The sequence below is a fragment of the Rhodothermales bacterium genome, assembly GCA_039944855.1.
GTDB lineage: Bacteria > Bacteroidota > Rhodothermia > Rhodothermales > JANQRZ01 > JBBSMX01.
This window is the reverse complement of the sequence record JBDUXZ010000037.1, coordinates 93358-108091: the sequence shown is the minus strand read 5'-3', so window position 1 is coordinate 108091 and position 14734 is coordinate 93358. Positions and strand designations below refer to the sequence as shown.

The 14734-nt window shown below is 71.7% G+C and carries 13 protein-coding genes; 11 read left to right on the top strand and 2 right to left on the bottom strand.

Translation table 11 applies throughout. The features are described 5' to 3' along the window. Window positions 1-7 precede the first annotated feature (7 nt). From ABJF88_18365 to ABJF88_18315, 11 genes are all read left to right on the top strand, one after another. The gene (locus ABJF88_18365) at window positions 8-1861 is read left to right on the top strand and encodes a serine hydrolase domain-containing protein (GenBank protein MEP0548905.1); all 1854 of its coding nucleotides are present in this window, start codon (window positions 8-10) and stop codon (window positions 1859-1861) included. A 168-nt stretch (window positions 1862-2029) separates the two neighbouring features. Then, the gene (locus tag ABJF88_18360) at window positions 2030-2956 is read left to right on the top strand and encodes a universal stress protein (protein MEP0548904.1); all 927 of its coding nucleotides are present in this window, start codon (window positions 2030-2032) and stop codon (window positions 2954-2956) included. A 63-nt stretch (window positions 2957-3019) separates the two neighbouring features. Beyond that, window positions 3020-3991: a universal stress protein gene (locus tag ABJF88_18355; protein ID MEP0548903.1), complete on the top strand. Its 972-nt coding sequence runs from the start codon at window positions 3020-3022 to the stop codon at window positions 3989-3991. A 39-nt stretch (window positions 3992-4030) separates the two neighbouring features. Continuing rightward, window positions 4031-4948 (top strand): universal stress protein, encoded by a 918-nt coding sequence (locus ABJF88_18350; protein MEP0548902.1) that lies wholly within the window; start codon window positions 4031-4033, stop codon window positions 4946-4948. Beyond that, on the top strand, window positions 4945-5631 hold the full coding sequence (locus ABJF88_18345; GenBank protein ID MEP0548901.1) for a response regulator transcription factor: 687 nt from the start codon (window positions 4945-4947) through the stop codon (window positions 5629-5631). Before ABJF88_18350 ends, ABJF88_18345 begins: the two co-directional genes overlap by 4 nt. Before the next feature lie 48 nt (window positions 5632-5679). Next, window positions 5680-7170 carry a PAS domain S-box protein gene (locus tag ABJF88_18340; GenBank protein MEP0548900.1) on the top strand — a complete coding sequence of 497 codons (1491 nt, stop codon included), beginning with the start codon at window positions 5680-5682 and terminating at the stop codon, window positions 7168-7170. Further along, window positions 7163-9874 (top strand): cation-transporting P-type ATPase, encoded by a 2712-nt coding sequence (locus tag ABJF88_18335; protein ID MEP0548899.1) that lies wholly within the window; start codon window positions 7163-7165, stop codon window positions 9872-9874. Before ABJF88_18340 ends, ABJF88_18335 begins: the two co-directional genes overlap by 8 nt. A 177-nt stretch (window positions 9875-10051) precedes the next feature. Then, entirely contained in the window at window positions 10052-10921 is an 870-nt protein-coding gene (locus tag ABJF88_18330; protein MEP0548898.1) for a universal stress protein, read from the top strand. Further along, a complete protein-coding gene (locus ABJF88_18325) occupies window positions 10918-12510 on the top strand; it encodes a L,D-transpeptidase family protein (protein MEP0548897.1) in 1593 nt (530 codons plus the stop codon). The genes ABJF88_18330 and ABJF88_18325 overlap by 4 nt, the downstream gene beginning before the upstream one ends. Before the next feature lie 210 nt (window positions 12511-12720). Next, complete coding sequence (locus ABJF88_18320) at window positions 12721-12948, top strand: AbrB/MazE/SpoVT family DNA-binding domain-containing protein (protein ID MEP0548896.1); 228 nt, start codon at window positions 12721-12723, stop codon at window positions 12946-12948. Next, window positions 12945-13349 carry a type II toxin-antitoxin system death-on-curing family toxin gene (locus tag ABJF88_18315; protein ID MEP0548895.1) on the top strand — a complete coding sequence of 135 codons (405 nt, stop codon included), beginning with the start codon at window positions 12945-12947 and terminating at the stop codon, window positions 13347-13349. Before ABJF88_18320 ends, ABJF88_18315 begins: the two co-directional genes overlap by 4 nt. Before the next feature lie 42 nt (window positions 13350-13391). On the opposite strand, the gene ABJF88_18310 is transcribed toward ABJF88_18315, so the two are convergent. Next, a complete protein-coding gene (locus ABJF88_18310) occupies window positions 13392-13772 on the bottom strand; it encodes a hypothetical protein (GenBank protein ID MEP0548894.1) in 381 nt (126 codons plus the stop codon). A gap of 141 nt (window positions 13773-13913) precedes the next feature. Beyond that, entirely contained in the window at window positions 13914-14573 is a 660-nt protein-coding gene (locus ABJF88_18305; GenBank protein MEP0548893.1) for a hypothetical protein, read from the bottom strand. Window positions 14574-14734 lie beyond the last annotated feature (161 nt).

Genomic DNA, 14734 nt, shown 5'->3' with positions numbered 1-14734 from the left:
TGGTCCGATGCGCTATCTCGCCCTCCTCTTTACCCTCTTTCTGGCTGCCCCGGCCGCGCACCCGCAACCGGCGCCCGAGGCGATCCGTGTGTTCGCCGACGGGGCGGTGCCGGACGTGGTCGACAGCGCGGGGGCGCCCGGTGCGGTCTTCGTCGTCGTGCTCGGCGACTCCGTGGTCGTGCAGCGGGGATACGGGTGGGCAGACGTGGCGGCGGGCCGGCCGATGGACGTGTCGGAGACCGTCGTTCGCGTCGGCTCCGTCTCGAAGCTCGTCACGGCGACGGCGGTGATGCAGTTGTGGGAACGTGGCGCGCTCGACCTCGGCGCCGACGTCAACGCGTCCCTCGGCGGTGTCCGCGTGCCCGAGGCGTTCGGCGAGCCCGTCACCCCGCACGACCTTCTCACGCACACGGCCGGCTTCGACGAGCGGCTGCTCGCTGCCGGCACGCCGGGTCAGCCGCCGCCGCTCGTCGGCTACCTCCGCCGGACGCTGCCGGATCGGGTCTATCCGCCGGGCCTGCTCCACAGCTACTCGAACCACGGCTACGGCCTCCTCGGCGCGCTCGTCGAGCGCGTGTCGGGCGTGGCGTTCGAGCGCTACGCGGAGGAGCACGTCTTCGCCCCGCTCGGGATGACGCGCTCGACGTTCCGGCAGCCGCCGCCCGTCGACCTGCGCGGCGCGCTCGCCACGGGCTATGCGCGGACGCCGGCCGGAGCCGTGCCGCTGCCGCCGGACTACGTCGCCTTCGCCCCGGCGGGCGCGCTCTACACGACGGGCGCGGACATGGCCCGGTTTATGGCGGCCCACCTCGGCGGGCGCGGCGCCGACATGCTCCTCGCCGACACGACGCGGCGCGCGATGCACGCCCGGCAGTGGACGCCGCACCCGGCGCTCGCGGGGATGGGCTACGGGTTCTTCCGCGGCACCGTCGCCGGGCACCCGAGCCTCCGGCACCGCGGCGGGTGGCCCGGCTGGGTCGCCCAGGTCATCCTCGTCCCGGACCTCCGCCTCGGTCTCTTCATCGCCGCGAACGCCGACGCGCCGGCGTTCCTCGACGCCGTGGAAGACCGCTTCGTGGCCGAGGTGCTCGGGTATTTGCCGCCCGCCCCGCTCGCCGCACGCAGCCTGTCCGACTACGTGGCCGACGGCTTCGCAGGGACGTATCGGCTGGCGCGGCACCCGCACCGGAGCGCGGACAAGCTCGCCCTCTTCTCGCCGATGATGCCGTACCACCTCCGCGTCGCGGCGGCGGACTCGGCGCTCGTGCTGGCGGTGGGCGGCGAGCGGGTGCCGCTGCGCGAGGTCGAGACGGGCGTGTGGGCCGGGCCGGGGCCGGACCCGACGCGGTTCTTCTTCGAGACCGACGCGTCGGGCCGCGCGGTGCGCCTGCACACGAGCACGGCGTCGTTCGAGCGGATCGGCTGGGTCGAGACGCTGCCGGTGCAGGCGGCGTTGTTCGGGGGCTGCCTCGCGCTCTTCGCCTCCGCCGTCATGGCATGGGGTGCGGGCCGGTTCCGTACGCGCGGTCGGCGCGGGCCGCTCGCGCTGCGGCGGGCGCGGGGCCTCGTGGCGCTCGCGGGCGCGCTCCACCTCGCGTTCGTGGCGATTCTCGCCGGGTCGCTCGTCGCGCTCGGGCCGCAGGGCATTTTCTACCCGTTCCCGCTCGCGCTCAAGGCGGCGTTCGCACTCCCGACGGTGGCCGCCGTGCTCGGGCTCGCGGCGGTGCCGGCGGCGGTGATCCTGTGGCGGCGCGGGCTCGGGTCCGTCGCGGGCCGGCTGCACTACAGCGCGGTCGCGGTCGCGGCGGTCGTCGTCGTGCCGCTGCTGGCGTACTGGAACCTCCTCGGCGTGTGGCTCTGACCAGCGTCGGGGTTGGCCCCACAGCGGAACGGGGATTCCTCCGCTAGCCGGAGTAGACCGTGGAGGGCAGCGCGCGGGCCGCAAAAACGTGTACTTGGTACCGAGTGATCTCCCCACGTGCGCCCGAGGTCTGGAAGTAGGAGCGAGGGCGCCCATCGCCGACGCGCCATGCTACTGATCAAGAACGTCCTCTTTCCGACCGACCGCACGGCGTGGTCGAAGTCCGTGTTCGAGCACGCCGTCTTCTACGCGGGGCGCCACGGCGCTCGCCTCCACGCGCTCACGGTGACGTGGGACGAGGCCGCCGAGACGCTCGACCCGCCCGAGGCCGACGACGCCTTCCGCACCGGCCTCCGTGCGACCGCCGCCGCCGCCGGCGTCGAACTCGTCGAGGCCGAGCGGCAGGTGTTCTCGCCCGACGCCGGCATCCTCGACTACGCCGCCGAGATCGACGCCGACCTCATCGTGATGGCAACGCACGGGCGGCGGGGGCTGAGCCACGCCTTCATCGGCAGCGTCGCCGAGTCGGTCGTCCGCCGCGCCGCGTGCCCCGTCCTCACCGCGCGCCCGAGCGCGCCCTACCACGGCGTCGCGGCGAAGCGGATCCTCGTCCCGCTCGACTTCTCGGCCCACGCACGGAAGGCGCTCGCGCACGCCCGCGAGCTCCACCGCCTCACCGGGGCCGAACTCCACCTCCTCCACGTGCTCCAGACCCTCCCGGCTTACGGCATCGTGGACGCGCCGCCCGAGCCGCACCCGATGTCCGAGGCCGAGCGCACCGCTGCCGAAGAGGCCCTCCGCGAGATCGCCGCCGAAGTGCTCGGTGCGACGGACGGCTCGGCGGCCTCGCCCGCGTTCCACGTCATCGGCGGGATGGGCAACCCCGCGCTCGACGTGCTCGACGCCGCCGCGCGGCTCGACGCCGACCTCATCGTGATGGCGACGCACGGGCGCACGGGCGTCCGCCGCTTCTTCCTCGGCAGCGTCGCCGAGAAGGTGGTGCAGCTCGCGCCGTGCCCGGTCTTCACCGTCAAGGCCTTCGAGAAATCGCTCCTGCCCGGCACCGAAGCCCGCCTCCACCACGAGACGGCCTGAGGCCATCCCCATGCCGCTCCCCCCATCGACCGGCGCTCCCTCCACCCTCCAGCCTCCACTGCCATGTTGACGATCCGCCGCATCCTCTTCCCGACCGATTACTCCGCCTGCGCCGAAGGCGCCTTCACGCACGCCGCCTACCTCGCCGACCGCCACGGGGCCGAGCTCCACCTCCTCCACGTCACCGAGCCCGTCGGCGACCCGCTGGAGACGTGCTTTGACGACTTCCGCATCACCCCCGCCGACCTCGCGGCCGACCTCCACCTCCCGCTCCCCGAGCGCGACGACCGGCCCGCCGACGAGCCCGTCCGCATCGTCTCTGCCGAGGAGTCCGGCCCCGACCCGGCCCCCGTCATCCTCCGCTACGCCCGGGACCACGACATCGACCTCATCGTGATGGGGACGCACGGGCGGCGCGGGCTCCGCCGGATGATGGTGGGGAGCGTCGCCGAGGAGGTCGTCCGCCTCGCGCCGTGCCCCGTCTTCACCGTGCGGACCCACGACGAGACCGACGACATGGCCCCGTGGGTGATCCGCCGCGTCCTCGTGCCCGTCGACCTCTCCACGCGCTCGACGCTCACGGCGCGCCACGCCGCCGCCCTCGCCTCCGTCTACGGCGCCGAACTCGACCTCGTCACCGTGCTCGACACCGGGGACCTGGCGACGCTCCCGTTCGACCCGATGGGAGGGAAGGTCTCCCTCGATGAGGCGCGCCGGCGCGCGCAGAAGACCCTCGACGCCCTCATGCGCGCCCTCGAAGCGGAGGTGCCGACGCTGCGCGACCACGTCACGACGCACCTCGAAGCCGGCCACCCGGTGAACGAGATCCTCGACCTCGCCGAGACCACGGGGGCCGACCTCATCGTGCTGGGCAGCCACGGCCACACGGGCCTCGAACGGCTCCTGCTCGGCAGCGTTGCCTCGCAGCTCGTCCGCAGCGCGCCGTGCCCGGTGTTCGTCTGCAAGAGCTTCGGCAAGTCGCTCGTCGACGCCGGCGTGCCGGCCGAGCGCGACGCGCAGCCGGCCGCCGTCTAGCCGATCCGTCCCCGCATCCCCACGTAATCCCCACCTGCCATGACCACGCAACCGATCGTCGTCGGCCTCGACTTCTCGGAGGGCGCCGAGGCCGCGCTCATCCGCGCCGCCGACCTCGCCGAGCGTTTCCACACCCGCCTCCACCTCGTCCACTCGTCGTCGACGGCGTATTCCGAATACGGCGGGACCAAAGCCGGGCCTGCCGGCAACTCCTACGAGCAGCGCATGCGGGCCTTCGCCGAGCGCGCGCTCGGCGGGGCGAAAGCGGTCGACGTCATCGGGCCGGAGATCGTCGTCCGCCGCGGGGAAGCGGCCGCCGACGCCGTCGTGCGCTACGCCGACGAAATCGGGGCCGGGCTCGTGGTGGTCGGCACGCACGGGCGGCGGGGCGTGAGCCATTTCCTGATGGGGAGCGTCGCGGCCGAGGTCGTCCGCCGGTCGCCGTGCCCGGTGCTGACGGTGCCGAACGCGGCGGCCCGCACGGCGCCGGGGCCGAGCGCGCCCGTGCTCGTGCCCGTAGACCTCTCGGCGGCGAACGACGACGCCCTCGCCGCGGCCCGCCTCGTCGCGGACCAGTTCGCGGCGCCGGTGGAGCTCGTCCACGTCCTCGAAGGGAAGGCGGCGCACCACCGGCCCATCCCGTCGCTGCTCACGATCAACGACACGGTCACTGACACGGTCACCGTCGACAGGAACGCCGGGTCCGCCCTCCGCCGGTTGGTGGAGGAGACGGTAGGGGACGGGGCGGCCCGCACGCACATCCGCCACGGCCGCCCGGCCCGCGAGATCGTGGACCTCGCCCGCGAGATCGGCGCCGGCCTCATCGTGATGGCGACGCACGGGCGGACGGGGCTCGACCACACCATCATCGGGAGCGTGACCGAGCGCACGCTGCGGGCCGCGCCGTGCCCCGTGCTCTCGCTCCGCGCCATCGTACCAGACGAGGCTGCGTCATGAAACGGAAGGTGTACGTCGTCGATGACCACCCGATGATGCGGCGGGGCTACGCCTGCCTCGTCAACGCCGAGCCCGACCTCGCCGTCTGCGGCGAGGCCGCGAACGCCTCCGCCGCCCTCGCCGGCGTCGAGGCGACGGAGCCCGACCTCGTCATCGCCGACATCTCGATCGAGGGGACGAACGGGATCGAGCTCACGAAGCAGCTCCTCACGTGGCGGCCCGACCTCCCCGTCCTCATCATCTCGATGCACGACGAGGCCCTCTACGCCGAGCGCGCGCTGCAGGCCGGAGCACGCGGCTACCTCATGAAGATGGAGGGCGACGAGTCCGTGCTCCGCGCCATCCGCCGCGTCCTCGACGGGCACGTCTACGTCAGCGACGCCGTGCAGGACCGGCTGCTCTACCAGCACATCGGGCAGGCGAGGCCCCACCACGAGGACGGCGCGGCGACGGCGCTCCACGCGCTCTCCGACCGTGAGCTGGAGGTGTTCGAGATGATCGGGCGCGGGTACCCCACGCGCGAGATCGCCGACCGCCTCTCGATCAGCCCGAAGACCGTCGAGAGCCACCGGGCGAAGATCAAGTCGAAGCTCGGCGTGGACACGGCCACGGACCTCATGCGCCGGGCGATGCGCTGGGTCGAGTCGATCGGGAGTCACCCCGCGCCGAGTCGCGGCACCTAGCCCCCGGCCGACCGCTGCGGCTCGGCCTCCTCCGCTTCCCCCACCCCGATGCCTGACTCTTCCCACCCCACCCCGTCGGCCTCCCCCGACCGCGTCCGTGCCACCCCCGATGCCGGCGCGGCGCGGGGGCGCGCCACGGCCACCCAAATCGCCCGCATCGGGCAGGCCGTCGAGGCCGCCCACGACGGGATTGGCATCGTCGATCTCGAAGGCCGCGTGGTCTACATGAACCCCGCGCTCCGCGCCCTCGTCGGCTACGACGCCGACACGCTAGAGGCCGGCGGCGGCCCGCTCCATCTTTTCGCCGACCCCGGCGCGGGCCGCGCGGCGTTTCTCTGGGCCGTCCGCGATGGGTCGTGGACGGGGGAGGTGGAGATGCGCGGCCGGAGCGGGAGCACGATGACGGTGCTCCTCCGCGTGAGCATGATCCGCGACGGGTGCGGGCGCGCGCTCGGCCTCGTCGGCGTCCACACCGACGTGACGGAGCAGAAACGGATCGAGCAGGCGCTGCACTGGAGCGAGGCGCGGAACCGCGCGTTCGTCGAGGCCCTGCCGGACCTCGTGATCCTGTTCTCCCCGGACGGCATCGTACGCGACGTGCAGGCGCCGTCGGGCAGCCCGTTCCTCATCCCGGACTCGGCGGTGGGCCGCCCCGTGCGCGCCGTACTCCCGCCGGACCTCGCCGCGCAACTCGAGAAGGGCCTCGCCGCCGCCCTCGCCTCGGGCGTGCTCCACACCGACTACGTCACGAACGAGGTGGAAGGCCACATGTACGAGTTCCGCGTCGTCCGCATCGACGACGACGGCCTCCTCGGCGTTCTCCGCGACGTGACCGAGCGGCACCGGCTCGAAGCCGAAGTCCTCCGTGCCACCGACGAAGAGCGCCGCCGCCTCGGACGCGACCTCCACGACGGGCTCGGCAGCCACCTCGTCGGGCTCGGGATGCTTGTGCGCGGCCTCGCCCGCCGCTCGCGCGAGACGGCCCCCGACCTCACCGACGAACTAGTGGAGGTCGCCCGCCTCATCGATGAGGGGGCGGAGCAGGCGCGGGCCCTCGCTCACGGCCTCAACCCCGTCGACGTGGACGGGCAGGGGCCGGCCGTCGCGCTCGCCCGCCTCGCCGCCGACACCGACGCGCACACCGACCTTCGCTGCACGTTCGAGGCGTCGCCGGACCTCCCGCCGCTGCGGTCGGAGGTGGCGATGCAGCTCTATCGGATCGCGCAGGAGGCGGTCACGAACGCGCTCCGCCACGCCGAGGCCACGCGCGTCACGATCTCGCTCAGCGTCGAGGGCGACGCCGTCGTGCTCACCGTCGAGGATGACGGGCGTGGGCTCGCGGGCACGCCGCGCCCGCAGGAGCGCGGGCTCGGGCTGCAGACGATGGCCTACCGCGCCCGGATGATCGGCGGGAAATTCGACCTCCGGGCGAATCCGGCGGGCGGCCTCGTCGTCGTGTGCCGGGTTCCGATGGCGCGGGCGGAGGCCGGAGCGACCGGCTCGAAGCGCGCGAAGACACGGCCGGAGGGCGATGCGTGAGCGCGCCGTCTCTCCACCCGACTCCACGGCTGAGCGGCTAATTTCCCCGTGGGCCGAATCCGTCGACGCCGTCGCCCGCGTGCTCGAAGCGGATGCGGAGCGCGGGCTCTCAGACGCCAACGCCGCGCGGCGGCTGGCCTCGGCGGGGCCGAACACGCTCGCCGTGCAGCCCGCCGATCCGTGGTGGCGCCTGCTCGGGCGGCAGTTCGTCACCCCGCTCATCCTCGTCCTCTTCGTCGCCGCCGCCGTCTCGCTCGCCGTCGGCGCCGTCGTCGACGCGCTGACGATCCTCGCCATCGTCGCGCTCAACGGCGTGCTCGGGTTCGTGCAGGAGTGGCGGGCCGCGCGCGCGCTCGAAGCGCTCCGCGGGCTCACGGCGCCGCACGCCCGCATCGTCCGCGACGGCCGGGGGCGCGAGGTCGAGGCCCGGACGCTCGTCCCCGGCGACCTCGTCACGCTCGACGCCGGGGACCGCGTCCCGGCCGACCTCCGGCTCGTGCAGGCCACCGACCTCCGCGTCGACGAGTCGGCGCTGACGGGGGAGTCGGTGCCGGTGGCGAAGGGCGTCGCGACGGTCGCGGCGGATGCGCCGCTCGCGGAGCGCGCGCCGATGGTGTGGGCCGGCACCGTGGTCACGAGCGGGACCGCGCGCGGCCTCGCCACGGCGACGGGGATGGGGACAGAACTCGGACGGATCGCCCGGCTGACGGGCGAGGTCGAGGACGAGCAGACGCCGCTTCAACGGAAGCTCGGCACGCTCGGCCGCCAGCTCGGCGGGGTCGCGCTCGCCGTGGCCGCCGCCGTCGCACTCATCGGGTGGCTCCTCGGGCACCCGCTCGTGACGATGTTCATGACGGGCGTCTCCCTCGCCGTCGCGGCCGTGCCCGAGGGGCTCCCGGCCGTCGTCACCGTCACGCTCGCGCTCGGCGTGCGGCAGATGGTCCGCCGCAACGTCCTCCTCCGCCGGCTCCCCGCCGCCGAAGCGCTCGGCGCGGCAACCGTCATCTGCACCGACAAGACGGGGACGCTCACGCAGAACGAGATGACCGTGCGCGCCGTGTGGCTCGCTTCCGGCGCCGTCTCCGTCAGCGGGGCCGGCTACGCGCCCGACGGCCACTTCGAGCGCGACGGCGCCCGGCTCGACCCCGACCGCGCGCCCGACCTCCGCGCGCTCCTCGAAACCGGCCTCCGCTGCAACCACGCCGATGTATACACGGAGGACGGCGCGTGGTACGCCGCCGGCGACCCGACCGAGGCCGCGCTCGTCGTCGCGGCGATGAAGGCGTCGCTCTCGACGGCGCCGTGCCCGTGCGCGGCCGAGTTCGCGTTCACGTCGGAGCGGAAGCGGATGACGGTCGTGGAGCAGACGCGCGACGGCGCGGTGGCCCACGTCAAGGGCGCGCCGGAAGCGATCCTCCCGCGCTGCGACGCCGTCCGCGTCGGCGACCACGTAGAGCCGATGACGGCCGCGCTCCGCGCCGACGGCGAGGCGGCGTACCGGCGCTTCGCCGAAGCCGGGCAACGGACGCTCGCCCTCGCCCGCCGCGCGCTGTCCGACGACGCCGTCTTCGACGCGGACGCCGTCGAGCGCGACCTCGTGCTCCTCGGGATCGTCGGGATCGAGGATCCGCCTCGGCCGGAGGCGGCGTTGGCCGTCCGCGAGGCCGAGCGCGCGGGGATCCGCGTCGTCATGATCACGGGCGATGCGCCGGAGACGGCGCACTCGATCGGGCGGCAGGTCGGGCTCGGCGGGGGGGCGCCGCTCACCGGCACCGACCTCGCCGGGATGGATGACGCCGCCCTCGCCGCTGCGCTCCGCGCGCCCGTCGTCGTGGCGCGGGCGGCGCCCGAGCACAAGATCCGCATCGTCGGGCTGCTGCAAGCGCAGGGCGAAGTCGTCGCGATGACGGGCGACGGGGTGAACGACGCGCCCGCGCTCAAGAAGGCCGACGTCGGCGTGGCGATGGGGCTGCGCGGGACCGACGTGGCGCGCGACGCCTCCGACATCGTCCTCACCGACGACCATTTCGCCTCGATCATCGCGGGGGTGGAGGAGGGGCGGCGGCAGTTCGCGAACGTAGAGAAGTTCGTCCGCTACCTCCTCACCTCGAACGCGGGCGAGGTGCTCGCCGTCGGGCTGAACATCGTGGCGGGCGGTCCACTGATCCTCCTCCCGGTGCAGATCCTGTGGATGAACCTCGTCACCGACGGGGCGACGGCGCTCGCGCTCGGCGCCGAGCCCGTCGAGGCCGACGCGATGCGCCGCCCGCCGCGCGACCCCTCGGCCCCGATCCTCGGGCGGCGGTGGATGGGGCTGATCCTGCTGATGGGCGCGTACCTCGCCGCCGCCGCGCTCTTCCTCTTCCACGGTGCCTTGCAAGCGGGCGGCCCCGACGCGCTCGTGCGGGCGCAGACCGTGGCGTTTACGGCGCTCGTGGTGATGCAGAAGGTGAACGTGTTCAACTTCCGCTCGCTCCGCCTGCCGGTCACGTCGCTCGGCTTTTTCTCGAACCCGTGGCTGCTCCTCGCGGTGGCGGGCTCGCTCGGGCTCCAGGTCGCAGCCGTCTACGTCCCCGTGCTCCAGACGGCGCTCGGGACGGTCGGGCTCGACCTCGCCGCGTGGGGGTGGATCGCGCTCGCGTCGGTGCCGGTGATCGTCGTGCCGGAGGTCGTCAAAGCCATCGCGCGGCGCCACGAGCGGTGAAGGCGCGGGGGGAGGAGGGGGATGGGGAAATACCGCAGGGCGCGTTGGGGGCGATGCTGACGATCCATCGGCCGGCCGGCTGTCAAGAGGGCCCACGAGGAATCGGTACCGTGCGAGCAGGGCCTGAGGTCGCCCGAGCAAGCAAGGCCTGGGTCTGCCACCACAGCCGGTACCGCCATGTCTCGCATCCACCGCATCCTCTTCCCGACGGACCTTTCTGAGAGTTCGGGCTGGGCCTACGCCTACGCCGCGCGGCTCGCCGCGAAGTTCAGCGCCGAGCTCTACGCGCTCCACGTCCGCCTCCCGTCCCACGGAAATCGGCACGCGGAAACTCCTCCCGTGATGGAGGGAGACGAGTTCTGCCTGCCCCTCGTCGAGGGCCTCACCGAGACGGTCGAGGAGGTCGATGCGGCATCGGTGCCGCGCGCGATCGTGCGCTACGCCGAGGGCCACGACGTCGACCTCATCGTGATGGGCGCGCGGGGGCGGAGTGGGGCGGACCTGCCCGACCTCGGTCACGTCGCCGAAGCCGTCGTCCGCTACGCGTCGTGCCCAGTGCTGACGGTGCGGGACCGGATGCGCTCGACGGGGCTCCGCCGCATCCTCGTCCCCGTCGACTTCTCCGAGCCGTGCCGGACGGCCGTCACGCAGGCGAGGTGGGTGGCCGCGTGGTTCGGCGCGCAGCTCGACCTCCTCCACGTGGTGCCAGACGCTGGCCGACGAGCGCACGTCCCGCGATGCGCCGAGGCGATTCAGGCGAGGCTGTTCCGCTTCGCCGTCGCCGCTGCGGGCCCCGACGTCGTCATGGTCGCCCACGTCGGCACGGGCGAGCCGGCCGAGGAGATCGTCGCCCACGTGGAGCGGCTCCACGCGGACCTCATCGTGATGGGGACGCGGGGGGAGGAGCGGGAACGGGGCGAGATGGGGAGTGTGGCGGAGGCGGTGGTCCACGCGGCGCCGTGCCCGGTGCTCGCCGTGAAAGAGCGCGCGCACAAAGTCCCCGCAGAGCCGAAGGCCGTCGCGCGGCCGTTTCCGGTAGCCGGATGACTCGGCTCGCCCGCGTCCTCGTGGCGGGGCTCCTCGGCCTCGCCGGACTCGGCACGGCGGCGGCGCAGCCGCTCACGGCAAGCGACCTGCGCGCGGCCCTCGCACGTCAGAGCGATCCGGCGCCCGACCTCGCCGCGTTCTACGACGCCCGCGACTACGCCCCGGCGTGGCTCGTCGCCGGACACCCCACGGCCACCGCACACGCCCTCGCCGACGTGCTCGCGGCGAGCGCCGCCGAAGGGCTCCGTCCCGCCGACTACCACGCGAATGACCTCCGCCGATCGATTGCGCGCGGCGGTGCGCTGACGGCGAGCGAGCAGGCCCGCCTCGACGTGCTCCTCTCCGACGCCTTCCTCCGCTACGCCCGCGATCAGCGCACCGGCCGCGTTCGCCCCGACCGACTGTACGACGACTGGGACGAGCCGCCGCGCACCGTCGATCCAGCCCGCCTGCTCGCGGACGCACTCCGGGCCGGTCGGGTGGAGGAGGGCCTCGCCGCGCTGCCGCCGCCGCACGCTGGCTACACCCGGCTGCGTCGCACCCTCGCCCGCTACCGCGCCTTCGCCGAGGCCGGCGGCTGGCCAACTACAGCGCCGGGGCCGACGCTCCGGCTCGGTGACCGCGACGCACGCATCGCCACGCTGCGCCGCCGCCTCCGCTTCACCGATGACTTGCGGGCTGCGGCCGATACTGCCGAAGCCCCACGCTTCGACGCGGCGGTGGACGCGGCCGTGCGGACGTTTCAGCACCGGCACGGCCTCGACGCGGACGGCGTCGTCGGGCCGAAGACGCAGGCCGCGCTCGACGTCCCGGCGGCGGACCGCGTCCGGCAGATCGAGCTGAACATGGAGCGGTGGCGCTGGCTACCACGGAGCCTCGGGCGGGAGTACGTCCTCATCGACGTGCCGAGCTTCCGGCTGGAGTACGTGCGCGGCGGTGGGACTACGCTCGTGATGCGCGTCATCGTCGGGACCGTGCGGACGCCGACGCCGGCCTTCGCGAGCGAGATCACGCACGTCGTGCTCAGCCCGTACTGGCATGTGCCGTACAGCATCGCCACGGCCGAGATCCTGCCCCACCTCCGCCGGAGCGCGTCGTACCTCGCCCGCCACCATATGACGCTCCTCCGCAACGGCCGCCGCGTCGACCCCTACGCCGTCGACTGGTCGGCCGTCTCGGCGCGGCGCTTCCCGTACGCGATCCGGCAGGACCCCGGCCCGGACAACCCGCTCGGCCCGGTGAAATTCCTCTTCGAGAACCGCTTCGGCGTGCGCCTCCACGGCACGTCGAACCCCGAGCTGTTCGCGCGGACGGACTGCGCGCTGAGCCACGGCTGCATCCGGGCCGAGCGGCCCATCGACCTCGCCGCGGCGCTCCTCCGGGCTGATACGGCGTGGACGGCCGAGCGGATGAACGAGGTCATCGCGGTGGGGGAAGAGACGCGGATCGCCCTCGCCGATCCCGTCCCGATCCACGTCCGCTATTGGACAGCGTGGGTGGACGAAACCGGAACGGTCCACTTCGCCCCGGATCTCTACGGCCGGGACCACCCGCTGGCGGATGCGCTCAGGCTGGTGGACGGCTCGTAGTCCTGCGATCCCGCGAAGCTGCTCACGGCGTCTTCCACGTCGCTGGAGCGTGTTTGTCGCATGCGCCGCGCGGGTTCTGTAGGCACCCGGCTCGACAAGAGAAAAGCAACAAGAAATGCTCCGGGGCCGTTGTACGCATGGCCTGTTGAACTTAAGTTCAATGAGCAGAGACCGAAACCACAGCCCACGATCAACCACAGAGGGAAGGCCATGCCTGAGACGACGAAGGTCCGCCGGTTCGGGGGCTCGCTTGGGTTCATCATACCGAAGCCCGTCGCGGACACGATGGCACTCCAAGAGGGCGACGAGCTCTTCGTGACGGCCACGCCGGACGGGATCAGCGCGACGCCCTACGACCCCGACTTCGCGGCAGCGATGGAGGACGCGCGTGCGTTCATGCGCTCCCACCGGAACGCGTTCCGCGAACTGGCCAAGTGAGCGAGCCGGCCGGGAGCGACCCCATCTGGCTCACGGCGATTCAGCTGAAGATGCTCCACGCGGAATCGATCCGGCTGTTCGGAGGGGCACAGGGCGTACGCGACGAGGGGCTGCTCCAGAGCGCCCTCGCTCGGCCCCGACATCTCCGTGCGTATGAGGAGGGGGCTACGCTTTTCGATCTGGCCGCTGCGTATGGGTTCGGGATCGCCAAGAACCACGCCTTCGTGGACGGGAATAAGCGCGCCGCCCTGCTAGCCGTCCGAGCGTTCCTGTTTCGGAACGGGTACCACCTCCAGCCGGAGGAAGTGGAGACGGTTACGGTGATGGAAGGCCTGGCTGGTGGGACCGTAGACGAGGTCCTGCTCGCGGAGTGGCTGGAGACCAACGCGGAGCCGAGGTAGCGGCGAGTGCAGCGGTAGGGTGATCGACGAGCCTGTCCCGATTCAGGCCGCTGTGAGGAGCAGGTCCCGATGGCGCCACTCCAGAACGGCCAGCCCGCCGACGAAGAACGCCTCGCCGACGAGGTGAACGAACCCGAACGGCGTCGCGGACTCGGCGAAGGCCGCCGCCAGCCCGAGGCACACCGGGACCCACGCCAGGTTCGCGAACACCAGCAGCTTGACGAGGCGCATCGGCCGCTCGGACCGGACGGCGAGCGAGAACGAGTACGAGGCGTAGAGCAGGTTCATCACGCCGGTGAAGAGCAGGACGTCCTGCGGCAGCCCCTCCAGGCGGCTGAGCCACCCGCTGAGCCCGATCACCGTCACCCCGACGACGGCGCCGGCCGTGCAGTCCACCCACAGCAGTTTCCGCAGGATGGGCATCGCTCTAGCTGATCGATTGCAAAGCGGCAGAACGGGCTGCGCCTCACCTGCCGCAGGCGGCACAGCAATGGCACGAGGCGATGAATATAGTTAGATGAAACGAGGTAAGTCGGTCTTCGTGCGGTCAGGCGGAGGCGCTTGTTATGCTGCGTGAGAAAGCTCTGTCGACTGCTTTTCGATCCATAGTCCCCACAACGGAAGCAGGAATGTGGTCAACCCAACAATCGCAATCGCTTCCGAACTTGGCGGTGGTGGCGAGAACGGCTGGCTAGCCCAAATCGCTACAACGAGCAGTAATAAAGAGGAAATTGCAATCCACCCCTTCCACCCATTTGGCTTAACTGTCCTAAAGAAAAGTATTGCTCCAAGAACCAGCATTGATCCCTCTACTATCATTGTAGCGGGAATAGAATTCCAAAGCCCCAAGCCAGTCACTTTGCCACCAGGCCACAAAGGAAGATCTGGACGATGAGTAAGCCAGTCCAGAACCCAATGACTCGTTACCAATCCGCCTACGAGTATTGCGCTTTTGGAGGACAGTCCCATGCCCCTTGCGATCAATCCAAGCAGCAAGCTCCATCCCAATACAGTCAACAGGCTGTGACTCCACGGATATGAAACGAAATACAGGGGGGTGAACGCTGTGTTACCCGGATCTATCTCTACAGTCTCAATACCAATCAGGATAAAAATCGGCCACAGCAAATCGATACCAAATGAAGCCCCAATCAGCAACGGCAAAGGTACCTGGCGATCAATCGACTTAGCACCAAGTGCCACCGCGAGGTGTCCTATAAACATGGTTTGTGACCGTTCATTTCAACAGCAGCATAACCCCTGATTAGGCCGACGCTGTCGGCGTTTTAACGCGGACGCCGTCGGCGTAACGTGCAGTCTGGGGTTACGGTGGAGGGGCGGTAAGCGTCTGTGATTGGCCACGCCAAGGCCGCTCTAACTACGAG